This window comes from Streptomyces sp. Ac-502 (genome assembly GCF_045222935.1).
Lineage (GTDB): Bacteria > Actinomycetota > Actinomycetes > Streptomycetales > Streptomycetaceae > Streptomyces > Streptomyces monomycini.
The window spans coordinates 6,503,479-6,524,709 of sequence record NZ_JBHFFO010000001.1 but is presented as its reverse complement, the minus strand read 5'-3'; the positions used below and the strand labels follow the sequence as shown (position 1 = coordinate 6,524,709).

General features: G+C 70.4%; 20 protein-coding genes and 4 pseudogenes. 10 read left to right on the top strand and 14 right to left on the bottom strand.

All coding sequences use genetic code 11. The annotated features are described in order from the left end of the window. Positions 1-29 precede the first annotated feature (29 nt). The gene (locus ACEXOX_RS29810) at positions 30-470 is read right to left on the bottom strand and encodes a MerR family transcriptional regulator (RefSeq protein WP_406524201.1); all 441 of its coding nucleotides are present in this window, start codon (positions 468-470) and stop codon (positions 30-32) included. Between the two features lie 205 nt (positions 471-675). On the opposite strand from ACEXOX_RS29810, the gene ACEXOX_RS29805 reads away from it, so the two are divergent. Both ACEXOX_RS29805 and ACEXOX_RS29800 read left to right on the top strand, forming a co-directional pair. Next, a complete protein-coding gene (locus tag ACEXOX_RS29805) occupies positions 676-1,506 on the top strand; it encodes an alpha/beta fold hydrolase (protein ID WP_406524200.1) in 831 nt (276 codons plus the stop codon). 253 nt (positions 1,507-1,759) lie between these two features. After that, positions 1,760-2,560 (top strand): TetR family transcriptional regulator, encoded by an 801-nt coding sequence (locus ACEXOX_RS29800; RefSeq protein ID WP_406524199.1) that lies wholly within the window; start codon positions 1,760-1,762, stop codon positions 2,558-2,560. Positions 2,561-2,867: 307 nt separating this feature from the next. Here the strand turns inward: ACEXOX_RS29800 and ACEXOX_RS29795 are convergent, their stop codons facing one another. The 3 genes from ACEXOX_RS29795 to ACEXOX_RS29785 form a co-directional block, all read right to left on the bottom strand. Further along, complete coding sequence (locus ACEXOX_RS29795; RefSeq protein ID WP_406524198.1) at positions 2,868-3,371, bottom strand: FBP domain-containing protein; 504 nt, start codon at positions 3,369-3,371, stop codon at positions 2,868-2,870. 141 nt (positions 3,372-3,512) lie between these two features. Beyond that, positions 3,513-3,869 carry a S8 family serine peptidase gene (locus ACEXOX_RS29790; protein ID WP_406524197.1) on the bottom strand — a complete coding sequence of 119 codons (357 nt, stop codon included), beginning with the start codon at positions 3,867-3,869 and terminating at the stop codon, positions 3,513-3,515. Continuing rightward, a complete protein-coding gene (locus ACEXOX_RS29785; RefSeq protein WP_406524196.1) occupies positions 3,779-4,591 on the bottom strand; it encodes a S8 family peptidase in 813 nt (270 codons plus the stop codon). The genes ACEXOX_RS29790 and ACEXOX_RS29785 overlap by 91 nt, the downstream gene beginning before the upstream one ends. 121 nt (positions 4,592-4,712) lie before the next feature. On the opposite strand from ACEXOX_RS29785, the pseudogene ACEXOX_RS29780 reads away from it, so the two are divergent. Beyond that, a pseudogene (locus ACEXOX_RS29780) lies at positions 4,713-4,832 on the top strand (TetR/AcrR family transcriptional regulator); the annotation flags it as partial. A gap of 39 nt (positions 4,833-4,871) precedes the next feature. Here ACEXOX_RS29780 and ACEXOX_RS29775 read toward each other — a convergent pair. From ACEXOX_RS29775 to ACEXOX_RS29765, 3 genes are all read right to left on the bottom strand, one after another. Then, complete coding sequence (locus tag ACEXOX_RS29775) at positions 4,872-6,074, bottom strand: S8 family serine peptidase (RefSeq protein WP_406524195.1); 1,203 nt, start codon at positions 6,072-6,074, stop codon at positions 4,872-4,874. Positions 6,075-6,241: 167 nt separating this feature from the next. Then, complete coding sequence (locus ACEXOX_RS29770) at positions 6,242-7,705, bottom strand: WXG100 family type VII secretion target (RefSeq protein ID WP_406524194.1); 1,464 nt, start codon at positions 7,703-7,705, stop codon at positions 6,242-6,244. A gap of 48 nt (positions 7,706-7,753) precedes the next feature. After that, on the bottom strand, positions 7,754-8,065 hold the full coding sequence (locus ACEXOX_RS29765; RefSeq protein WP_406524193.1) for a hypothetical protein: 312 nt from the start codon (positions 8,063-8,065) through the stop codon (positions 7,754-7,756). A gap of 424 nt (positions 8,066-8,489) precedes the next feature. Here ACEXOX_RS29765 and ACEXOX_RS29760 point away from each other — a divergent pair, with 424 nt between their 5' ends. From ACEXOX_RS29760 to ACEXOX_RS29745, 4 genes are all read left to right on the top strand, one after another. Further along, positions 8,490-9,173 (top strand): hypothetical protein, encoded by a 684-nt coding sequence (locus tag ACEXOX_RS29760; protein ID WP_406524192.1) that lies wholly within the window; start codon positions 8,490-8,492, stop codon positions 9,171-9,173. Between the two features lie 210 nt (positions 9,174-9,383). Further along, positions 9,384-9,641, top strand: a complete 258-nt coding sequence (locus ACEXOX_RS29755) for a WXG100 family type VII secretion target (protein WP_406524191.1) — start codon at positions 9,384-9,386, stop codon at positions 9,639-9,641. Between the two features lie 13 nt (positions 9,642-9,654). Further along, complete coding sequence (locus ACEXOX_RS29750; protein ID WP_406524190.1) at positions 9,655-10,866, top strand: putative T7SS-secreted protein; 1,212 nt, start codon at positions 9,655-9,657, stop codon at positions 10,864-10,866. 68 nt (positions 10,867-10,934) lie between these two features. After that, a complete protein-coding gene (locus ACEXOX_RS29745) occupies positions 10,935-12,035 on the top strand; it encodes a hypothetical protein (protein ID WP_406524189.1) in 1,101 nt (366 codons plus the stop codon). A 116-nt stretch (positions 12,036-12,151) separates the two neighbouring features. Here the strand turns inward: ACEXOX_RS29745 and ACEXOX_RS29740 are convergent, their stop codons facing one another. Then, positions 12,152-12,430 (bottom strand): SCO4848 family membrane protein, encoded by a 279-nt coding sequence (locus ACEXOX_RS29740; RefSeq protein WP_406524188.1) that lies wholly within the window; start codon positions 12,428-12,430, stop codon positions 12,152-12,154. On the opposite strand from ACEXOX_RS29740, the gene ACEXOX_RS29735 reads away from it, so the two are divergent. Beyond that, a complete protein-coding gene (locus tag ACEXOX_RS29735) occupies positions 12,429-13,832 on the top strand; it encodes a D-alanyl-D-alanine carboxypeptidase family protein (RefSeq protein ID WP_406524187.1) in 1,404 nt (467 codons plus the stop codon). The genes ACEXOX_RS29740 and ACEXOX_RS29735 overlap by 2 nt on opposite strands. Positions 13,833-13,918: 86 nt before the next feature. Here the strand turns inward: ACEXOX_RS29735 and ACEXOX_RS29730 are convergent, their stop codons facing one another. The 4 genes and pseudogenes from ACEXOX_RS29730 to ACEXOX_RS29715 form a co-directional block, all read right to left on the bottom strand. Beyond that, positions 13,919-14,830 (bottom strand): YihY/virulence factor BrkB family protein, encoded by a 912-nt coding sequence (locus ACEXOX_RS29730; RefSeq protein WP_406524186.1) that lies wholly within the window; start codon positions 14,828-14,830, stop codon positions 13,919-13,921. Positions 14,831-14,839: 9 nt separating this feature from the next. Continuing rightward, the gene (locus ACEXOX_RS29725; RefSeq protein WP_406524185.1) at positions 14,840-15,451 is read right to left on the bottom strand and encodes a GtrA family protein; all 612 of its coding nucleotides are present in this window, start codon (positions 15,449-15,451) and stop codon (positions 14,840-14,842) included. 21 nt (positions 15,452-15,472) lie between these two features. After that, a pseudogene (locus ACEXOX_RS29720) lies at positions 15,473-16,390 on the bottom strand (decaprenyl-phosphate phosphoribosyltransferase); the annotation flags it as partial. A 103-nt stretch (positions 16,391-16,493) separates the two neighbouring features. Then, positions 16,494-16,834: pseudogene (locus tag ACEXOX_RS29715) on the bottom strand (phosphatase PAP2 family protein); the annotation flags it as partial. 240 nt (positions 16,835-17,074) lie between these two features. Between ACEXOX_RS29715 and ACEXOX_RS29710 the strand changes: the two are divergent. After that, positions 17,075-18,517 carry an FAD-binding protein gene (locus ACEXOX_RS29710; RefSeq protein WP_406524184.1) on the top strand — a complete coding sequence of 481 codons (1,443 nt, stop codon included), beginning with the start codon at positions 17,075-17,077 and terminating at the stop codon, positions 18,515-18,517. 31 nt (positions 18,518-18,548) lie between these two features. After that, positions 18,549-19,303, top strand: a pseudogene (locus tag ACEXOX_RS29705) (decaprenylphospho-beta-D-erythro-pentofuranosid-2-ulose 2-reductase). Between the two features lie 102 nt (positions 19,304-19,405). Here the strand turns inward: ACEXOX_RS29705 and ACEXOX_RS29700 are convergent. Beyond that, entirely contained in the window at positions 19,406-19,987 is a 582-nt protein-coding gene (locus ACEXOX_RS29700; RefSeq protein WP_406524183.1) for a 2'-5' RNA ligase family protein, read from the bottom strand. Positions 19,988-20,138: 151 nt separating this feature from the next. Beyond that, positions 20,139-21,152 carry a tryptophan--tRNA ligase gene (trpS, locus tag ACEXOX_RS29695; protein ID WP_406524182.1) on the bottom strand — a complete coding sequence of 338 codons (1,014 nt, stop codon included), beginning with the start codon at positions 21,150-21,152 and terminating at the stop codon, positions 20,139-20,141. Between the last annotated feature and the right edge of the window lie 79 nt (positions 21,153-21,231).

Sequence of the window (21,231 nt, the reverse complement as noted above, 5' to 3'; positions counted from 1 at the left end):
GCGACCCTCTACGGCCCGACGCCGCGAGGTCAAGCCGAACGCAGCGCCATGTCCGCCAACGCCCGGTCCTGGTCCCGACGTTGACGCATCACATGCGCGTACGCCGCCAACGCCTCCCGTTTGCGCGCCAGTTCGGCGATCTCCGCGTCCAGCCGCGCCATCTGCCGCTCCACCACCCCGCAGGAGTGGTCGCAGAAGACCAGCCCGGGGCCGCCCTGGGCGCACGGCAGCAGCTCCCGTACGGCGTCCGTACCCAGGCCGGTGGCGAGCAGCTCGCGGATCCGCCCGACGGTCTCCGGCGCGTCGGGGCCGTAGCGACGGTAGCCGTTGGCGTCCCGGTCCGCGCGCAGCAGGCCCTGCTGTTCGTAATAGCGCAGCGAACGGGCGCTGACTCCCGTGCGCTCGGCCAGCTCACCGATCCGCAGACCGCTCCCCGCCACGCGGATCGCGCACTCCCCCGACCGTGCCATCAACTGCCTCCCCTGGGCTACCGGACCCGCGGACCGGCGACGTGATCTTTCGAACCGGCGACGCGTCCCTGCGGACCGGCAACCGGACCCTTCGGACCGGCGACCGGACCCGCGAACCAGCGCCGTGACCTTCCGAACCAGTGCCGTGATCTTTCGAACCGGCGACTTGACCTTCACACCGGTGTCATGGGTCAACCTGATGCACATGACGAAGATTCCCGCGGCCACCGCCGCGCGCCTCCCCGCCCTGTCCACCACCGTCACCCCCGCCGAGCCGGGCACCGTCCCCGCCGCCCACGGCATCCTGCTCGCGCACGGCGCCACCGGTGACATCGCCGGCAACTACGGAGCGCTCGTCCCCGCCCTGGCCGCCACCGGCCACACCGTCGTCGCCCCCGACTACCCCGGCTCCGGCAGCACCCCGCGCGCCGACGGCCCCCTGGAACTCGACGCCCTCGCCGACGCCGTCGTGGCCGAGGCCGTCGCGGCGGGCGTCGAAACGTTCACTCTGATCGGCTTCTCCCTCGGCACGGCGGTGTCCGTACGGGCCGCCGCCCGCCACCCGGAGCGCGTACGCGGCCTCGTACTGACCGCCGGACTGGCCAAGCCCAACCACCGGGAGAACATCTGGCTCGACCTGTGGCTGCGCCTGCTGGACCACGGCGACTACGCGGGATTCGCACAGGCCCGCGCGCTCAGCGGCCTCTCCCCCGAAGCCCTGAACGCCCTGCCGCCCGCCGAGCTGGCCGCCGTCCTCGACGCCGACCCGGCCGGCCCGCCCGCCGGTTCGGCCGAGCAGGCCGCGCTGGTCAAGGAGGTGGACACCACCGGCGACCTGGCCGGCATCACCGTGCCGACGCTGGTCATCGCCACCACGCTGGACCAGCTGATCCACCCCTCCCACTCGCGCTACCTGGCCGAGCACATAACCGGCGCCGAGTACGCGGAGATCGCCACCGGGCACGTACCGATGGTGGAGCGGCCGGACGAGTGGAAGGGAATGATCACGAAGTTCCTGAGCGAGCGGGGGCTGTAGAGGCTGCGGGCGGCTGGGCCAGAGGGCGGGCAGGGAGCGGGGGCGGCTGCCAGGGAACGGGGGCGGTCAGCGAGCGGGGGCGGATGGCCCGGGGAAGGGACGGGCAGCCCGGGGGAAGGGGCGGAATCCGGGACCGGGCCGGGAGCGCATTAAGGTCGATGCCGTGGACGAAGCGACCAGGGCGGATACAGGTACGGGTACGGATACGGGCAGGGGCACAGACAGGGATACGGCTGCGACCAGGGCGCGGAACGTGACAGGCGACGACGGCGGCCCGGCCCAGGGCGCGGAATCCGCCCGCCCCGCCGAACCCACCTCCCGCGAACGGACCGCCCACGGCTCCCGCACCCGCACCCTCATCCTCGAAACCGCCCTGCGCCTCTTCCAGGAGCGCGGCTACGACAAGACCACCATGCGGGCCATCGCCCAGGAGGCCGGCGTCTCGGTCGGCAACGCGTACTACTACTTCGCCTCCAAGGAGCACCTGATCCAGGGCTTCTACGACCGCATCGCCACCGAGCACGCGGCCGCCGTCGCCGACGTCCTGGCCACCGAACGGGACCTCGCGGGACGACTGCGCGGCGTACTGCTCACCTGGCTCGACATCGCCGCGCCGTACCACCGCTTCGCCGCCCAGTTCTTCAAGAACGCCGCCGACCCGAACAGCCCGCTCAGCCCCTTCTCGGACGCCTCCGAAGGCCCGCGCGAGGCCGCCATCGCGCTCCAGCGGCAGGTACTGGCAGGCGCGGACACCAAAGCCGACCCGGAACTGGCGGCGGCGCTGCCCCGGTTGCTGTGGCTCCAGCAGATGGGCCTGGTCCTGTACTGGGTCCACGACCGCTCGGAGAACTGTGAGCGCAGCCGCCGCCTGGTCGAACGCACCTCTCCCCTGGTCGCCCGCGCGGTCGCCGCGTCCCGCTTCCGGGTACTGCGGCCACTGGTACGCGAAGTCACCGACGTCCTCAGCGAATTCGTCCTCCCGGCAGCAGCGAACGCCGCGTCCCGGCCCGCCACCCGCAAGGACAAGAAGCACCCACCGGCCGAACACGACTGACCACGTCACCGGCCCGTAGGCGATCGGACGGGACAGCCTCTGCCCTGCGCCGCCTGCGCGCAGCTGGACGCGATACCGTCCCCGGCTTCGGGAGAACCGTGGCGGGTCATCGTGACCAGCGGCCTCACCCGCAGCTACGTGAACGCCTTCTTCGAACAGCGCCTGCGCGGATCCCGCGCCCCCTGGTGAACGGCCCGAACCCCGACGACCTCGAAGTCGCCTTCAGACGCCTTGACGGCCCAAGGGGCCGGGCCGCTATGCCCTTCGCGCCCCGGCCCCTCACCTCCCCGCAAGCCCTCGCCCCCTCCTACTGCCCCTCGAAGACCTTCTCCACAAACGCATCGAGATTCATCACCAGCCGAGCAATACGGTCCGCCACCGGCAATGTCTCCTCATGCCGCCCGGCCAGCTGGGACTTCTTCTTTCCACGGATGTACAGCGAACACGCCAGATCCGCGCAGACATAAGCCCCGACGGTATTCCCCTGCCGCCCCAGCGGCCCGGCCTTCCGCGCGGCGAGCAGGCTCACCCCGGACCCGGGATGACCGGTGACACACAACGAACACACGGTCGTCTTGGTGAAACTCCGCCGCACTCCTTGCGGCACCCGCAGCGTCACCCCGACGACGCCGCCCTCCCGAGGCGCCACCAGATAACTCCGGTCCGGCGCCCCGGGATCCCGCCACCCGAGGAAATCCAGGTCACCCCACGGCATTGCGGAAAGCCCCACCGGCAGATTTATGCGGCTCGCCTCCCCCTTCGAGCAGTTGACGAAGGAGGCACGTATCTCTTTTTCACCCAACGGATCCATGACTGGTGAAACTAACAGCCGGCCGTGCGGGGCGTCGCTTGATTTTTTGAGTGGCTCCGGGGGGATGTCGTCAGCTCCAGGCCTGCGGGCCGGGCTTGTTGCGGCGGCGTACGAGGACGATGACCATCACGACGAGCCCGATCACCAGCAGCCCGCCCACGGCCATGCCTCCGTACTGCAACATCTTCTTCCCGCCGATCGGCGGATTGGGGTCCTTGCCCTTGTCCGCGCCCGCGACCACGCGCTCCTTCGACGCCTTGCCCTGCGGCATGGGCAGCGGGCCCTCGGGGGGCCGGCGGGGATGTCGCGGGTGAGTGCCGGCAGAGGCTGGATGTAGCCGTACCCGTAATGCTCGTCGGGCAGCTTGAGGTTCTTCGCCTTCACCGACTTGGCCAGGCCCGCCGTCTTCACCATGCGGTTGGCGATCTGGCCGGGGGTGAGGTCGGGGTACTTCTCCAGCAGAAGGGCGGCTGTGGCGGAGGCGTATGCGGTGGCCATCGAGGTGCCGTCGGACGTGAGGTAGCTCGTGTCGCTCCGGCCCCCGGGAACGGAATTTTCACACCAGGCGCCAGGACGTCGACCGACTTGTTGTAGTTGCTGCCGTCCCAGAACTTGCCGAACTCGTCCACGGCTCCGACGCCGATGGCACCAGGACAAGCGGCCGGAATGCGTTCTTCCGGCAGAGCATCGTTGCCGACACCGGCGAGAACGACGACGCCCTTCTCCACCGCGTAGTGGACAGACGCACACATGTCTGGAGTGCTGGGATCCGCGACGAACGACATGTTGATCACATCGGCGCCGTGATCCACCGCGTACCGGGTCGCCTCCGGAGTGTCCTTGTCGGCTGTCAGCGGAAGAATCTTCGCATCGGGTGCCAGTCCCTTGATGCCCTGGCTGCCCCCCGGACCGTGGCCACGTCCCGCGATGAGCCCCGCCATGCCGGTGCCGTGATCGCGGATGTCCATGCCCGATGGCGGAGCCTCCGGCTTGTCGATCGAGGGATTGGGGAAGTCCTTGCCAGGCAGGAAGGCTCCGGCCAAGTCCTGGTGAGTCGTGCGGAAGCCGGAGTCGATGACAGCGACGGTGACGCCCTTACCGGTCGCCTCCTTCCAGACGCTCTGCACGTCGAACGCCGGGAACGGCCACATCGCACTCCGCGTCTGGTCCGCCGAAGCCGTACCTGTCACGGTGAAAAGCAACGCTCCGGTCAGCGCCACGCCCGTACCGGCGCGGAGTGTTCGTGTGACCCTCATGCTTCGCTCCTCGTGTGCGTTCCGTGCGGTCCGGCACCGCCCGGACGAACGCCCCGCCGGGGAGTCGGGGCGACCGTCCGTGCCAGGCGTCTCGGTCGGCAATGCGTACTACTACTTCGTCTTTAAGGAGCACCTGATCCAGGGCTTCTACGACCGCATCGCCACCAAGCACGCGGCCGCCGCGTCCCGCCCCACCTCCCGCAAGGACACGAAACACCCGCCGACCGAACGCGACTGACCCACGTCACCGGCCCGTCCGCGTCAGTGCCAGGCCTGCGGGCCGGGCTTGTTGCGGCGGCGTACGAGGACGATGACCATCACGACGAGCGCGATCACCAGCAGCCCGCCCACGGCCATGCCTCCGTACTGCAACATCTTCTTCCCGCCGATCGGCGGATTGGGGTCCTTGCCCTTGGCGGCGCCCGCGACCACGGGATCCTTCGACGCCTTGCCCTGCGGCATGGGCAGCGGACCCTCGGGGGCCGGCGGGGATGTCGCGGGTGAGTGCCGCCCAGGGCTGGATGAAGCCGTATCCGTAGTGGACATCGGGCAGCTTCAGATTCTTGGCCTTCACCGACTTGGCCAGGCCCGCCGTCTTGACCATGCGGTTGGCGATCTGGCCGGGGGTGAGGTCGGGGTACTTTTCCAACAGTAGGGCTGCTGTGGCGGAGGCGTAGGCGGTGGCCGCCGAGGTGCCGTCACCCGTGAAGTAGCCCGTATCGCTCTGGCCATTCGGATACGGAATCTTCACGCCGGGCGCCAGGACGTCGACCGTCTTGTTGTAGTTGCCGCCTTCCCATGCCTTACCGAATTCGTCCACCGCACCGACACCGATGGCACCGGGGCAGGCAGCCGGGAACAGGGCCTCGGACAGGCCGTCGTTGCCGACACCGGCGAGGACGACGACGCCCTTCTCAACCGCATAGTGGATGGACGCGCACATGTCGGGGGTGTTGGCGTCCCCGATAAACGACAAGTTGATCACCTTGGCGTCGTGCTCCACCGCGTAGCGGATCGCCGCCGGAAAGTTCTTGTCGGCCGTCAGGGGCAGGATCTTCGCGTCCGGCGCCAGCCCCTTGACACCCTGGCTGCCGCCCGGGCCGTGACCGCGCCCCGCGATGAGCGCCGACATGCCGGTGCCGTGGTCACGGATGTCCGAGCCCGGCTCCTCGGTCCTGCCCTTGTCGATGGAGGGGTTGGGGAAGTCCTCGCCGGGCAGGAAGGCTCCGGCCAAGTCCTGGTGTGTCTTACGGAATCCGGTGTCGACGACGGCAACGGTGACGCCCTTGCCGGTCGCCTCCTTCCAGATGCTCTGCGCGTCGAACGCCTCGAACGGCCACTGCGCACTCCGCGTCTGGTCCGCCGAAGCCGTACCCGTCGCGGTGAGGAGCAGCGCTCCGGTCAGCGCGGCGCCGACGGCCGCGCGCAGAGTTCGGGTGACCTTCATGCTCTGATCCTCACTGCTTCCGTTCGGGCGGACAGGGCCGGGCGGTGGCCACTGGTCGGGACGCCCGGCCGAGCGAGCGCCCCGGTTTGCAGAAGTGCCCCGCACAGCGCGCGCGGGGCACTTCTTCGTACCACTTCATACAGCCGAAGCCGACGGCACGTACATCCCTACTCGATCACGCGAGGGGACACGTGGCGCTGCGGCGTCCACGTCTCCTCGTCCTCGACAAGGTAGTCGGGACGCTCCTTCTTGGTCCGCTCCTTGTCCTTGGGACGCCCGTTCGCCGCCGCGCCGCCCATCGCCTGGCTTCCGCCGGCGCTGCGGTGCAGCCCGGCCCCGCCCTGCTTGGCCCCAGCTCCCGGGCTGCCCGGGGCGCCGACCACTCCTCCGGGCTTACGGGCCTGGGCACCACCACGGCCCACCGCACCGCGTCCCGCGCCGCTGCCCACGGCACCGGCGCCGCCGCCGATGCCGCCGGGAATGCCGGTCCGCCCGGCGCCCGCGCCGCCGGACCGGCTGCCGCCCAGGACACCACCACGGCCGCCGGGGACCGAACGAGAGCCGCCGCCACCGGTGCCGCCCGTCTTGCCGAACGGCAGGGGCGCGATGAAACCACCCGTCGAACCGCCTCCGCCCGGACCACCACCCGATCCACCGGACGGCGGGTTGACGCCGCCACCGGTGATCCCGGGGCCCACCGGGGCGACGGTGCCGCCCTGGAGGCTGTCCAGGCCGGTCCGTACCGGCTCGTTGGACGGCTGGATGTTCACACCGCCGCCGAGGCCGTTGTAGCCGCTGCCGCCCTTGGACCCGTGCGGGGTCACGGAGGTGGGCTTGGGCCGGGTGCCACCGACGACCGGCATGGTCACGGGCGGCACCGGCGGATAGCTGCCCGGCTGACTCGGCCATTCGCGTCCGGGGCCGGGCGGCTCCCCGACATTCATGACCTTCCCGACCTGCTGTCGGTAGTTGTTGGCCAGCTCTTCCATGACAATGACCGCCTCGACCTGGCGCTCCTTGCTCAGGGAGAGCTTGTCGCGGTTGGCCTCCAGCGCCATCTTGGCGTCCATCTTCGGGTTCGCCATGTCCTTGTGGAACTGGGAGTCGTCACCCGAGGAGTTGAACGCGCTCTCGACCTTGCCCGGGTCCTCGATCCCGGCCATGGTCTTCTTGGCCTGGCGCAGGTTGTGCGCGATACCCGCCTCCGGCCCAGTGGACCGGGTGCCGATCAGCATCGACTCGACGTTGCGGGCGTGCCCGTACGTTTTGTCGATCTTCTTGAGGACCTCTGCCGCCTCACGCCGGAACGCATCGGCGGCCTTACCCTGCCAGTGGTTCGAGGCGTGCTCGACGGCGTCCATGAACGCCTTCCGGATACCGCCGGAGCCGTCCTGGCCGCCCAGCCGGTCGGCGGATGCGCGCCAGTGGTCGCCAGCCGTCTCCATCGCTTCCGGGTTGGCGTTCTCGATCATCGCTCGGAGCGCGTCGATCCCATGGTGGTGGAAGTCCGAGTCCGAGACCGGCACAGGATCGTGGTTCTTGAACTGCGCGAGGCTCTCTTTACGGTGCTTCTCGTCGATCGACTTGGCGTACGCCTTGTTGCCGTCGGCATCCATCGGGCCACCGGCCATGACCTTCCCCTTGGTCGTCGTTCTGTTCGTTGCCGTACTGCCGAAGCCTCAGCTCTTCATCGACGAACGGGCGTCCTGCTCCCGGTCCTCGTACGCCCCACGGCTGCGCTCGGCCTTCTCGCCGAAGTCCTTGATGAGGTCCTGGAGAGCGTCGACGACGTGCGACATGTAGTCCTGCATCTTGTCGTGCGCCGCAGCGACCGTCGCGGCCTCGTTGAAGTTGGACCCGAAGGCCGACTTCGGAATATTCGTGCTGTATTTGACCTTCTGGCTCGGCTCGTCCATGTCGCCCTGCAAGCTCTTGAGCTTGCGCACGACGCTGTCCAGCTCGTGCAGATCGACCCTGTACTGCTCGCCCATCGAAGTCCTTCCCCGTTACTCCGCACCGCCGCCGCGCGGACGACGGGGTCGGCGTCGTGAGACGGTCCGGCCCGCGCGCGCAGGCAACGCAAAGAGTGTAAAAAATAGGGGCTGCAGAGGGGGAAACGCAAGATCAGAAGTCATGATTTGCCCGATTTCGCACCAAACATCACCGCACTTTGCTAATGCGTCGCTGCAATGCCCCGCCCACCCCGTGGCACACCCCGACCCACCTGCACTTCATGCCCGTTCGCCACCCTCCCGACACCCGTGGGCACCGACCGTTTCAGCAGTCCCTGAACCGGCCAACCACCACATTGACCCAGATTCCGGGCGCACCGCCCTTCGCAATCGCCCAACCCCAGGACCGGGCACAATGCCCTCCGCAGCCCTTTCGACTGAGCGACCATGACGAGGTGGCACCGTGTCCAGGAACGTCTTCAATATCTCGCGGGCGCAGGATTGCCGGCAATTCGCCGCGCCGCCCGGGTACCAGGCCTGGGGCTCTCTGACCTCCGGGAAGTTTTCCGGGGAGCTCGCCGACGGGGAGGTACTGGCGCATATTCACCGATACGAAGCAGAAGTGCCCACAGGGCCACTGTTTCTCGTCACCCACCCTTCCGACTCCCCCTCCGGGCCTCCCCGGACGATCTGCACGATCAGCGCGCCGGCCGGTGGCGCCGGGCAGCAGGAGGAAAGGGAATACACCGTTCACGGACCCGCCGGTGACTACGCGGGGCATATTGTCCACGGGCGCTCGCCGCGCGGGATCCGTCAGGCGTGGCGCATGCACTCCCCAGCGGGCGACCGGGTTGTCGCCGGCTACAAGGGCAGCTTGCGCGGGTGGTTCGCCTACTGGATGACACTGCCGCTGTGGCCCCTCTTCGCCGTGATGGGCCTGCTTCACGACGGCGGCGGCCCTTCCACCTGGATGTGGGACAAGCCCGCGCGCGTCACGTGGCGGTCCAGGCCGAGAGGGCTGGGCGGCGTCCTGATGAGGTTCACCTACGGCTACAGCTTGTTCACCTGGGACACGGAGCGACTGGACGCATCACTGACCCACGCGCAAGCGGTCCTGTACTTCGCCTCCGTAACGAAGGACAGCTAACGCCTCAAAAAATGGCAAAATTCGCTGCCGCTCTTCCGTCGACGAGCATTGACATATGCCGAAGTTTCGGGCATTGCTCCAGGAGCTCCGCTAGTTATGTTCTTCTCTGCCCTTCACGGGGCCTTGACATGTCCAGCAGGGCTGACCAGCCGACCATGAACGGGGTGCAGCGAGTTGGGGAACTCGGACTTCCGGATCGATGTGACCCGGATGAAAGACATGCTGCGCAAGCTGGACGAATGCGACGACCGTATGCGTGGCGCGAGCAAGAAGCTCAAGAAAGTGGGCCCCAAAGGGCTGGGGACCGGCGGGCTCGACGGCGCCTGTGACGAGTTCCAGTCCGAATGGGGCGACGGCATCACACGCATCGCCGACGCGGCGAAGAAGATTCACGAACAGCTGTCGTTGACGCTGGAGGCCTACACGGCCACCGACGACGACAACGCCAAGGGCTTCGGCAAGAAGTAACGGGGGGACCGCCGTGGAGTGGAAAAGCAAATTCATCGCCGACGACTCGGACTGGCCGGGCCTGACCTTCAACCCGGCCAAGGGTGACCTCCACACCATCCAGTCCCTCGCCACGGACGTGAAGACGGTCGGCGACGAACTCGAAGAGCTGCACCAGCTGCTCAAGAGCGTCGGCAAGACCGACGGAGTGTGGGAGGGCGAGGCCGCCGAGAAGTTCCGTACGAAGCTCGGGGAACTGCCGAAATACCTCCAGCAGGGCACGGAGTCCATGCACGACTGCGCGAAGGCCCTGCGCACGTGGCACTCCCAGCTCGGCCCGATGCAGCAGCGCGCCAAGGCTTTCGAGGCCGAGGCTGTCGAAGCGCGCAAGCACGCCGAGCAGAAGCGGAACAGCTACAACGGCCTCATCGACAAGTACAACGGGCTGGCCGGCGTGCCGCTGGAGCAGTCCGAAGTCGATCGCATCAACAACGAGCTGGACACCGCGAAAGCCGCGGACGAAAAGGCCACGCACGCGCTCGAAGACATCATGAAGAAGGCGGAGGACCTGCGTTCCCAGTGGGACGACCGCGCGGGAGAGGCCGAGCGGGCGATCCTCAAGGCGTCGGAGAACCATCCGCCGGAACTGCACTGGTGGGACCGCGCGCTCGACGGCATGAAGAAGGCGTGGCGCGGATTCAAGGACTGGCTGGCCGAACACGCCGACCTGTTATCCAACATCAGCGCGGTGCTGTCGATCCTCTCGCTCGCCACGATGGCCATCCCGCCGGTCGGCGCCATCCTGGGCGGCCTGGCCATCGGAGCGAGCGCCCTCGCCCTGGCCGGTTACGGCATCAAAGCCTCCCGAGGGGGCAAGGTCGGGGTCATGGACTGGGTCGGCGCCGGTCTGGGCGTGATGCCGGGGCTCGGCGCCGTGAAGGGTCTCAGGGCTGCCGGAAAGTTGCGTGGCGTGGCAAAGGATGTGATGAAAGGCGGGAAGCTCACCCGCGTGGCCACTTCGGAGAGCGTCGCACGAGGGATGGCCGACGGCATCATGCATAGCGGAATCAAGAAGGCAGCGAGCCTTTTCCAGAAGTCAGGCGCCGCACCCCTCGACGTAGCCCACTGGGGCGCCCGCGGCACCCAGATGGGTGTGAAAGGCATCAGCGTCGGGCACCGTATCGAGTCCAACTGGCCCGAGGACAAGCCGCTGGGCAAGGCATTTCTGAGCGCGGCGGGAGCCTGACACCGGTGAGTACGTATACGCCTGAGGCGACCGGCACGACGGAGCCGGAGTTTCCGGTCACCTTCCGTGTGCCGCCCGCGTTCCATGAGATCCCGCTGATCGACGATGTCGACATCCTCGTGGAAGAGCTGCGCTTCCTCGCGATCGAGGTCTACCCCGAGGGCGGCAACGAACTGTGGTTCGCCTATGTCGCCATGCAACTCCAGGCCGTGGAGGACATGCTGGCGGCCGGGGTGAGTTATGCGGGGTTCTGCATCCTGGACATCGAGGGGCAGCGGAGCACCGCGTCGGTCACCGCCTCCTTGATCGACGGTGGGCCGCAGGTCCGGGCGGTGAACTGCAAGGAACTGGCGGCCCAGCTCGCGGAGGAGTCTCCGCGGAGCGAGGTGGAGGTCGTCAAGCTGGCGGCCGGGGAAGCGGCCGTGCGTATCACTCCGGAGGCGGTGGACCTGCCGGGGGAGATGACGGATTCCGGGCGGCCGGAGTCCGTGACGATCGGGAAGATCGCGGTCTTCTTCCCGGTTCCCGGGGAGCGGCAGGTCTGTCTGTTCGAGCTCAGTACGCCGTGCATGGACGACTGGAATCTGTATTCCGAGTTGTTCTTCAACATCGTGAACACGGTCGAGGTGACCGGCGCGCCGGGCGGCGGATCCGCGCCCGTTCCGGTTCACGACGGTGGCGTACAGCCCACTGTCGTATCGCCCGCTGCTGTACCGGAGAAGGCCTCGCCCGAGCCTCCGACCCTGGACCTCACGAAGAAGCTGTACTGGCATTCCAGCAGGCTTCTCGACGCTCTCACCCTGCGCGGGCGCATGGAGCAGAATGCCCAGCCTTTCACCGTCACCTGCGACGCGTGCACGGGAAAGGGGCTGCATTCCTCATGTTCGGCGCAACATGACTGGCGTATCGAGGAATGTGATCCCGCGTCGCTGCCGATGGCTCTTGCGCGGCTGGGGGCTTACTTGGGCGACGGTGGCTGGTCGGTGGAGGCGACGGCCGGAGAGACAGCACAGGCCCTCCGGGCCGCGGCCGAAGTCGACGCGCCCTCGGGGATCGCGGGCTATTCGGTCTCCGTGACGGGGCACCTCGCCGAGCGGCGGCTCGAAGTGCGGCTCGTTTCGCCGTGCGTTCGCAGTGCGCCGGCGCCCGAGGGTTCGACGTTCGGCTGAGCCGGGGGTCGACGATCGGCTGATCCCGGTCCGGTCCGTGCATACCGGTGGCCTCGTCCGAGCATGTGTGAGATGGCGCACTGACGACGGGGCGCCGGGGTGTGCGGGGGCCGGAGTCAGGGGGCTGTGGTGGAGGTCTCGGCGGTGGGCTCGGTGGTGGGCCTGCGCAGGGCGCGGACGCCGCGGAACCCGATCACTCCGATTGCCGTCCCCAAGAGAAAGGACGTCACCGCGAGCGCGAGGTGCACCCAGAAGTAGGCGGTCGGGTCACCCGCGTCGTCGAAGGCGAGGCCGCTCCCGTCCTTCCAGAGGTTTTTGGCGAAAGTGATCCAGATGAACCAGCTCCATACCCCGAACGCGAGCAGGAACCAGGAGACGGGGCGCGAGAGCTTCATGGAATCCAGTATGGGCAGCGGCTCCATCCGGCGGTCGGCGGGGGCACTCTTCCGTGGGGTGGTGTCCGGGGCACCTGCGCCGGCGGGTACGTTCACCGACGTGCCGACCCTTTCTGCCGTTCATCCGATCACCGCCGCGCCCGTACGGCGCCATCTGCTCACCCGTACGGGCGTCGCTCTGGCCGGCACCGCCGTCCTGCTGCCGCCGCTGCTGCTCGCGGCCCCCGCGCACGCCGACGAGAAGCCGAAGGACGGCAAGGGCGGGCAGCACGCGCCGAAGGCGCCGGCGCCGCCCGCCGAGATGTCGAAGGTCGGCGGCGGCCGGCTGGGGCAGGCCGGTACGCAGGTGCAGCTGAAGCCGGGGGCGCCGAAGCTGCCGGCCGACATCACGGCGCGTTCCTGGATCGTCTCGGACGCCGAGAGCGGCAAGGTGCTGGCCTCGCACAACGCGCACTGGCAACTGCCGCCGGCCAGCACGCTGAAGATGCTGTTCGCCGACACGGTGCTGCCGAAGTTCCCCAAGGACCAGAAGTACACGGTCAAGCCGGCCGACCTGGCGGGCATGGGTGACGGCAGCAGCCTGGTGGGGATAAAGGAGAATTTGAGTTATACCGTTCATGACCTTTGGCTGGGGGTCTTTCTGCGGTCGGGGAATGACGCTGTTCACACGCTGTCCGCGATGAACGGTGGTACGGCGAAGACCGTGCAGGAGATGCAGAAGCAGGCCGAGGCGCTGAACGCGACGGACACGCATGTGGTGACGCCGGACGGTTACGACGCTCCGGGGCAGGTCTCCAGTGCGTACGACCTGAGTCTGTTCGCCCGCGCGGGGCTGCAGAACGCGGACTTCCGGGAGTACTGCTCCACGGTGAGCACGCAGTTCCCCGGCGAGGTCAAGGACGGCAAGCGCGGGTCGTTCGGCATCCAGAACACCAACCGGCTGCTCAGCGGGGACTACGACGTCAAGCCGTACCCGGGCATCGCGGGGGTGAAGAACGGCTACACCACCAACGCCGGCTCGACCTTCACCGGGGTCGCCCAGCGGGGCGAGCGCAAGCTGCTCGTGACGGTCATGAACCCGGAGAAGAAGGAACACAACGAGGCGTACAAGGAGACGGCCAAGCTCTTCGACTGGGGGTTCGCGGCGGCGGACAAGGTCGAGCCGGTCGGCCGCCTGGTCGGCCCCCGGAGCGAGGAGGGCGACGCGCGGACGGGCGACGCCAAGCTGGACGGCGACCGGACGCGGGCCGGGCTGGAGGACTCCTCCGGCGGCTCCGGCGGCGCGTGGGCCGCGCTGGCGATCACCGGCGGAGCGCTGGTGGTACTGGGCGGCCTGGCGCTCCTGGTGCACCGCCGCTGGCCCCTCCCGGAGCTGATGCGGCGGCGCGGGGGCAGGCACTGACACGGAGCTGCCATGGCGCGGCGGCAAGCACGAGCACGGAGCTGCCATGGCGCGGGGCCGGCCTCAGCTGCTCCGCGGGGGCGGCGCTAGCCGTGGTGCGGCTCGGCGGTCTCCTCGTCGCAGTCCAGCGACTTGCGTGACGACTCCGGGTCGCAGGGCTGGGTCGCGGTCCAGGAGGCGCAGAAGACCACCAGTTTGGCCGTGAAGTTGATCCACAGCAGCAGCGCGATCGGTGTGCCGAAAGCGCCGTACATGCTCTTGGCGGCGACGCCCTGGAGGTAGCCGCTGAGGAGCAGCTTGAGGAGTTCGAAGCCGACGGCGCCGATGAAGCCGGCGACGACGACGGCGCGGCGGGGCGGGTGGACGCCGGGGAGCCGGGTCAGGACGTAGGCCAGCAGCAGGAAGTCGGCGAGTACGGCGATGCAGAAGCCGACGGCGGACAGCAGGACGCTGCCGATGCCGCCTTCCGCGAGGCCGAGGGCCTTCGCCGCTTTGCCGACCGCGGCGCTGGCGAAGCCGGAGCAGGCCAGGGAGGCCAGGGCGGTGCCGCCGAGGCCGAGGAGGAGGGCGATGTCCTTGAGCTTGGCGACGAAGAAGTTGGTGCCCTCGTCGTCCTTCTCCCAGACGGCGCGCAGGCAGTCGCGCAGCGACTCGACCCAGCCGGCGCCGGTGAAGAGCAGGGCGACGGCGGCGATCATGCCGACGGTGGCGGCGTTGTCGACGAGCGCGCCGAGGTCCAGCTGGCCGGAGATGCCGGGGATCTGTTCGGCGATCTTCGACTGCAGGTCGTGCAGCTGCCGCTCGTCGAGCAGGGCGGCGCCGAGCGCGGCGGCCACGGTCAGCAGCGGGAAGATCGCCACGAAGCTGGTGAAGGTGATCGCGGCGGCCAGCCGGGTCCAGTGGACGCGCTGCATCCGTTCGTACGCCCGCCACAGGTGGGTGGTCATCAGCCAGGACACGGCCGGGCCGACGACCGGCAGCTTGCTCAACCATTCCATGGGCCCCGTCTACCCTTCATCAGCCTTCGACACCATCTGTACAGGTATGTCGCCCGCGTGGCGGAAGACTAGCGTCCGCGTACCCCAGAAACGCAGGCATGTCGCCAGTGCCATGCCGACGCCCGCGCCCGCGACGGTGTCGGCGGTCGCCGAGGTCAGGCCGAGGGCGTGGTGCGAGATTCCGAGGCAGGCGAGCTGGACGAGGGCGCCGGCGAGGTTCACGGCGAGGAAGACGGCGTAGCGGCGGAGGCGTACGGGAGCGAGGGTGCGGACGCGTACGGGAGCGGGGGTGCGTACGGGAGCGGGAGCGGGGGCGCGGACGCGTACGGGAGCGGGGGCGCCGGGGCCGCCGTACGGGGGTGGTGCCGGGCGGGTACGGGCGCGGTACGTACCGAGGGCGTTCCCTGCGTACGCGACGGTGCAGCCCGCCAGGAACGACAGGGACTTGGCGGTGTACGGGTCCAGGCCGGCCGGGCCGCGCAGCCGGAGGAACAGGGCCAGGTCGGCGGCGTACGCGAAGCTCCCGGCGACGGCGAAGCCGAGCAGTTCGGGGGCGAGGGCGCGGAGGCGGTGGGCCGGTGGCGGCCGGTCCGGGGCGCTGCGGGTGGGACTTCTGGGCATGGTGGTGCGCCGCCCGTCCGTTCACACGTCCGCGACGGCCATCGCGTACAGCCCGGTCCAGGCCAGCCCGATGGCGGCCAGCGGGCGGTCCCGCAGGACGATGTCCTCCGGGGTGCCCGCGGTGCCCCGGTCGGCGAAGACCGCGTAGCGCAGGACGGCGAGGATGAAGGGGGCCATGGAGAGCTGGCGCCACGGCAGGACGCCCGCGGACGAGCCGCCGCTCTCCAGCGCCCACAGGCAGTACCCGAGGACGGCGCCGCCCGCCGCGAGCTGCCACACGAAGCGCAGGTAGCCGTCGCTGTACTCGCGCAGCAGGGGCCGGGTCGCGCCCTTGTCCGCCCGCTCCTCGCGCGTCGCCCGGAGCGCCTCGGAGTAGCGCTTGGCGGCGACCATGAACAGCGCGCCGAAGCCCGCGGTGATCAGGAACCAGCGGGACAGCGGGATGCCGAGCGCGGGGCCGCCGGTCATGGCGCGCAGCAGGAAGCCGGTGGTGACCACGGCCAGGTCGATGACCAGGACGTTCTTCAGGCTGACGCAGTAGGCGAGCTGCATGAGGAGGTAGGCGGCGAGCAGGGCGGCGGTGGCGGGGTTGCACAGGACGGCGGCGGCGACGGGTGCGAGGACGGCGAGCAGGGCGCCGGCCGCGTAGGCGACGGGTACGGGTACCTCGCCCGCGGCGACCGGGCGGCGGCACTTCTCGGGGTGGGCGCGGTCGGCCGTGGCGTCGCGTGCGTCGTTGACGAGGTAGACGGCGGACGCGGCGGCGGTGAAGAGGAGGAAGAGGAGCGGGAGTTGGAGGAGGGTCCGGTGGAGGAAGAGGTCACCGGCGGCGGCCGGGGCGGCGGCCACGAGGACGTTCTTCACCCATTGGCGGGGGCGGGCGGTGCGCAGCAGGCCGAGGGGAGGGCGCGGGGGCTGAGGCGGGGGCCGGGGTGCGCGGGGGTGGCCGCTCCGGGGCCGGGCGGTGGGTCCTCCAGGACGGCGGCGGTTCGTTCGGTCACGGCCGTCCTCCGTCCCACGGGCGCGCCCCGCCCCACGGCCGCAGCGCGCCCAGGGCCACGGGGGCGGCGGTGGCGGAAGCGGCATGGGCGCTGGGGAAGGAGTGCGGGCTCGCGGTCCGTACGAGGGGGCGTGGCCGGGCAGCAGGGGGCGCGGGCGGCGTACGACGCGTTCGAGACTGACGCTCAGCAGGTGGGCGCCGCAGCTCAGGGCCGTACCGCGGAGCCAGGCGGGGCGCCGGGACCGGTCGGCCGCGGCGCCCGCCAGCCCGGCGGCGAGCCAGAGCGCTCCGTGCTCGCCGCCGCGCGAGAGGGCGCGGGCCACGGCGGCCACCCGGGGGTCGGTTCCCCGGGTGCGCGGCGCCACGAGCAGGCGGTGATCCATCTCTTCGGGGGACAGCGGGGTCACCTCGATCCGGTTCGTGCCGGCTCCCGGGCGGACCGCCCGCTTCGTGCGGTCCGCCCGGCGCCTGTCCCTCAAGCCCTTGGGGGCTCCGCGTCCGACTCTTCCGGTGCGCCGCGCGCCGCGCCGTCGCGATTAGCCCATCCACCCCGTAAATCACTCTTTTCGTGCGGCCGGGGCGGATAGCTGAATCGGCGCGAGTGCCGCATTACGGTCGCTGGCATGTCGTCGCCCGCCGGCCCGCCCGGCTCCCGCACCGCCTCCGATCCCGCCCCAGCCACCGTCTCCGTCACCACCACCACGCCCGTCACCGCCACCACCCCCGTCCCCACCTCCGTCACCGGCTGGGGCCGTACCGCCCCCACCACCGCCCGGCTGGTCCGCCCGGGCACGTACGACGAGGCCGTGGCGGCGGTACGGGCGTGCGGGGCGCGCGGCGGCATCGCGCGGGGGCTCGGGCGCGCGTACGGGGACGCGGCGCAGAACGCGGGCGGCGCCGTCTGGGACATGACCGGCCTGGACCGGATCCGGGCCGTCGACGCCGAGGCGGGCACGGTGGTGTGCGACGCGGGGGTGAGCCTGCACCGGCTGATGGAGGTGCTGCTGCCGCGGGGCTGGTTCGTGCCGGTGTCGCCGGGCACCCGGTACGTGACGGTCGGCGGCGCGATCGGCGCGGACATCCACGGCAAGAACCACCACGTCGCGGGCTCCTTCACCCGGCACGTACGGTCCTTCGAACTCCTCACCGCGGATGGCGCGGTACGCACGGTGCGGCCGGGCACCGCCCTCTTCGACGCGACCGCCGGCGGCATGGGCCTGACCGGGGTGATCCTCGCCGCGACGGTCGCCCTGCTGCCCGTACGGACGTCGCTGATGACGGTGGACACCGAACGCGCCGCGGACCTGGACGACCTGCTGGCGCGGCTGTCCGCCACCGATCACCGCCACCGCTACTCCGTCGCCTGGATCGACCTCCTCGCCCGCGGCGCGGCGACCGGCCGCGCGGTGCTGACCCGCGGCGACCACGCCCCGCTGGACGCCCTGCCGGCCCGGGCCCGCCGCGCGCCGCTCGCCTTCCGGCCCGGGCGGCTGCCGCCCGCTCCGCGCGGTCTGCCGGACGGGCTGCTCGGGCGCCGGTCCGCCGGCCTGTTCAACGCGTTCTGGTACGGGAAGGCGCCCCGGCGCCGGACCGGTGAGCTGCAAAAGCTCTCCGCGTTCTTCCATCCGCTGGACGGGGTGCCGCACTGGAACCGTGTGTACGGGCGCGGCGGCTTCGTGCAGTACCAGTTCGTGGTCGGGCTCGGGGCGGAAGGGACGCTGCGGCGCATCGTGGAGCGGATCGCGGCGCGGCGGTGTCCGTCGTTCCTGGCGGTGCTCAAACGCTTCGGCGCGGGCGGCCCGGGGTGGCTGTCCTTCCCGTCCGAGGGCTGGACGCTGGCCCTGGACATCCCGGCCGGACTGCCCGGCCTCGGCCCGTTCCTCGACGGGCTGGACGAGACGGTGGCGGAGGCGGGCGGCCGGGTCTACCTGGCCAAGGACGCCCGGCTGCGGCCCGAGCTGGTCGACGTCATGTACCCCCGGGCCGACGCGTTCCGTGCCCTCCGCGCGCACACCGACCCGCGCGGCGTCTTCACCTCGGACCTCTCGCGGCGCCTGGCCTTGTGAAGCATCCCGCCCCCTCCCCCAAGGACTCCCCATGAAGGACGCCTTCGGCTCCCCCAGTCCCTCCTGATCCTCGGCGGCACCTCCGAGATCGCCCTCGCCACCGCTCGCCGCCTGGTCGCCCGCCGCGCCCGTACGGTCTGGCTGGCGGGCCGCCCGTCCCCCGCGCTCGAAGCAGCGGCCGGGCGGCTGCGCGCGCTGGGCGCCGACGTCCGTACGGTCGCGTTCGACGCGCTGGAAACCGACGGCCACGAGGAGGCGCTCGGCAAGGTCTTCGCCGAGGGTGACATCGACGTGGTGCTGCTGGCCTTCGGGGTACTGGGCGATCAGAAGCGCGCGGAGGCCGAGCCGGCCACGGCGGTCCAGGTCGCGCGGACCAACTACACCGGCGCCGTCTCCGCGGCTCTCGTCTGCGCCCGGTCGCTACGCGTCCAGGGGCACGGTTCGCTGGTCGTGCTGTCCTCGGTGGCGGGCGAGCGGGCGCGGCGCTCGAACTTCGTCTACGGCTCCAGCAAGGCCGGGCTGGACGCGTTCGCGCAGGGGCTGGGGGACGCGCTGTACGGGACGGGGGTGCACGTGATGGTGGTACGGCCCGGTTTCGTACGGACCCGGATGACGGCCGGCCTGGAGCCCGCTCCCCTGGCCACGACTCCGGCGGCGGTCGCCGTGGCGATCGAGGCGGGGCTGCGGCGGCGGAGCGAGACGGTGTGGGTGCCGGGGACGCTGCGGCCGGTGATGACCGTACTGCGGCATATGCCACGGGCACTCTTCCGGCGGCTGCCGGTGTGAGGCCGAGTCGCCGCGAAGCCGGGGCACCGCGAGGCCAAGGCATCGCGAAGCCGGGGCACCGCGAAGCCGAGGCCCCGGCCACTCGCGCCCAGGCCCGAAGCCCTACCGCGTAGGCGTGGGCGGCCGCGAAAGATCCGCCTGCCGCGGCACCCCGGAGGCGGGCGCCCCGAACGGATACTCCCGCTCCAGCCGCCACACGCCGTCCTCCCCCTGCTCGTACAGGGCGAATCCGCCGATCGTCCAGGCGGCCTCGAAGTCCTTCAGCGCCACGAACGCCTGGTCCATGGCCTCTTCCGAAATGCCGTGCGCGACGGTCACGTGCGGGTGATAGGGGAACTGCAGTTCGCGGGCGCAGGGGCCGGACGCGGCGCGTACCCGCGCCTGGAGCGCGGTGCACTCCGCCTCGCCCTCGGCCAGCTTGACGAACACCACCGGCGACAGCGGCCGGAAGCTGTCCGTGCCCTCCAGCCGCAGCCGGAAGGGGCCGAAGCCCGCGGCGACCTCGGCGAGGTGCTCCTCGATGGCGGGCAGGTCCTCCGTGCGGGCCTCGGTGGGCGGCAGGAGGGTGATGTGGGTGGGGATGCCGTGTGCGTGCGGGTCCCCGAAGCTTGCGCGCCGCTCCTGGAGGAAGCTGCCGTACGGCTCCGGGACCGCGATCGAAACGCCGAGCGTAACGGTCCCCACTGCGTTCTCCCTCCTGAAGCTGTCGTCGGCCCCGGATGCCAGTGTGCCGGGTGGGCCGTCCCCGCGGCGACCGTCCTTGGTCCTGCCGTGCCCGGGCCCGAAGGCCCTGTACGGCGGCGGGCCGGGGCACGCCGGGCCCCGGCCCGGCCGGTCAGTGCTTGGCGGGCAGGAACCCGATCCGCTCGTACGTGGAGGCCAGCGTCTCGGCGGCCACCGCGCGCGCCTTCTCGGCGCCCTTGGCCAGGACCGAGTCCAGCGTCTCGGGGTCGTCGAGATATTCCTGCGTACGGTCCCGGAAGGGTGTGACGAAGTCGACCATGATCTCCGCGAGGTCGGTCTTGAGGGCGCCGTACATCTTGCCCTCGTACTTCTTCTCCAGGTCGGCGACGGTCTCGCCGGTGAGGGTGGAGTAGATCGTCAGCAGGTTGGAGACGCCCGGCTTCGCCTCGGCGTCGTAGCGGATCACCGTGTCGGTGTCGGTGACCGCGCTCTTGATCTTCTTGGCGGAGGCCTTGGGCTCGTCCAGCAGGTTGATGATGCCCTTGGCCGACGAGGCCGACTTGCTCATCTTGACCGTCGGGTCCTGGAGGTCGTAGACCTTGCCGGTCTCCTTGAGGATGTACGGCGCCGGGACGGTGAAGGTGTCGCCGTAGCGGCCGTTGAACCGCTCGGCGAGGTCGCGGGTCAGCTCGATGTGCTGGCGCTGGTCCTCGCCCACCGGGACCTGGTGGGCCTGGTAGAGCAGGATGTCGGCGATCTGCAGGATCGGGTACGTGAACAGGCCGACGCTGGTGCGGTCGGCACCCTGCTTGGCCGACTTGTCCTTGAACTGCGTCATCCGGCTGGCCTCGCCGAAGCCGGTCAGGCAGTTCATGACCCAGGCGAGCTGGGCGTGCTCGGGGACATGGCTCTGGATGAAGAGGGTGCAGCGCTCCGGGTCGAGGCCGGCGGCCAGCAGCTGGGCGGCGGCCAGCCGGGTGTTCGCGCGAAGGGCCGTCGGGTCCTGCGGGACGGTGATCGCGTGCAGGTCCACCACCATGTAGAAGGCGTCGTGGGACTCCTGCAAGGCCACCCACTGGCGGACGGCGCCGAGGTAGTTGCCGAGGTGGAAGGAGCCGGCGGTGGGCTGAATCCCGGAGAGTACACGCGGACGATCGAGAGCCATGGGCTCATTCTCTCAGGTCCGCGGAGGGGACCGGCGCGCGGCCGGGCAGGGGCGGGGGCATCGGGGGTGACCGGGCGGG

Coding starts and splice junctions, on each gene's coding strand:
- ACEXOX_RS29710 (WP_406524184.1), top strand. CDS start 17,075: ATGTCGTCGCCCGCCGGCCCGCCCGGCTCCCGCACCGCCTCCGATCCC.
- ACEXOX_RS29805 (WP_406524200.1), top strand. CDS start 676: ATGACGAAGATTCCCGCGGCCACCGCCGCGCGCCTCCCCGCCCTGTCC.
- ACEXOX_RS29790 (WP_406524197.1), bottom strand. CDS start 3,869: ATGGCCACCGCATACGCCTCCGCCACAGCCGCCCTTCTGCTGGAGAAG.
- ACEXOX_RS29740 (WP_406524188.1), bottom strand. CDS start 12,430: ATGAAGCTCTCGCGCCCCGTCTCCTGGTTCCTGCTCGCGTTCGGGGTA.
- ACEXOX_RS29795 (WP_406524198.1), bottom strand. CDS start 3,371: ATGGATCCGTTGGGTGAAAAAGAGATACGTGCCTCCTTCGTCAACTGC.
- ACEXOX_RS29775 (WP_406524195.1), bottom strand. CDS start 6,074: ATGAAGGTCACCCGAACTCTGCGCGCGGCCGTCGGCGCCGCGCTGACC.
- ACEXOX_RS29765 (WP_406524193.1), bottom strand. CDS start 8,065: ATGGGCGAGCAGTACAGGGTCGATCTGCACGAGCTGGACAGCGTCGTG.
- ACEXOX_RS29725 (WP_406524185.1), bottom strand. CDS start 15,451: ATGCCCAGAAGTCCCACCCGCAGCGCCCCGGACCGGCCGCCACCGGCC.
- ACEXOX_RS29810 (WP_406524201.1), bottom strand. CDS start 470: ATGGCACGGTCGGGGGAGTGCGCGATCCGCGTGGCGGGGAGCGGTCTG.
- ACEXOX_RS29735 (WP_406524187.1), top strand. CDS start 12,429: ATGGAATCCAGTATGGGCAGCGGCTCCATCCGGCGGTCGGCGGGGGCA.
- trpS (WP_406524182.1), bottom strand. CDS start 21,152: ATGGCTCTCGATCGTCCGCGTGTACTCTCCGGGATTCAGCCCACCGCC.
- ACEXOX_RS29730 (WP_406524186.1), bottom strand. CDS start 14,830: ATGGAATGGTTGAGCAAGCTGCCGGTCGTCGGCCCGGCCGTGTCCTGG.
- ACEXOX_RS29770 (WP_406524194.1), bottom strand. CDS start 7,705: ATGGCCGGTGGCCCGATGGATGCCGACGGCAACAAGGCGTACGCCAAG.
- ACEXOX_RS29755 (WP_406524191.1), top strand. CDS start 9,384: ATGAAAGACATGCTGCGCAAGCTGGACGAATGCGACGACCGTATGCGT.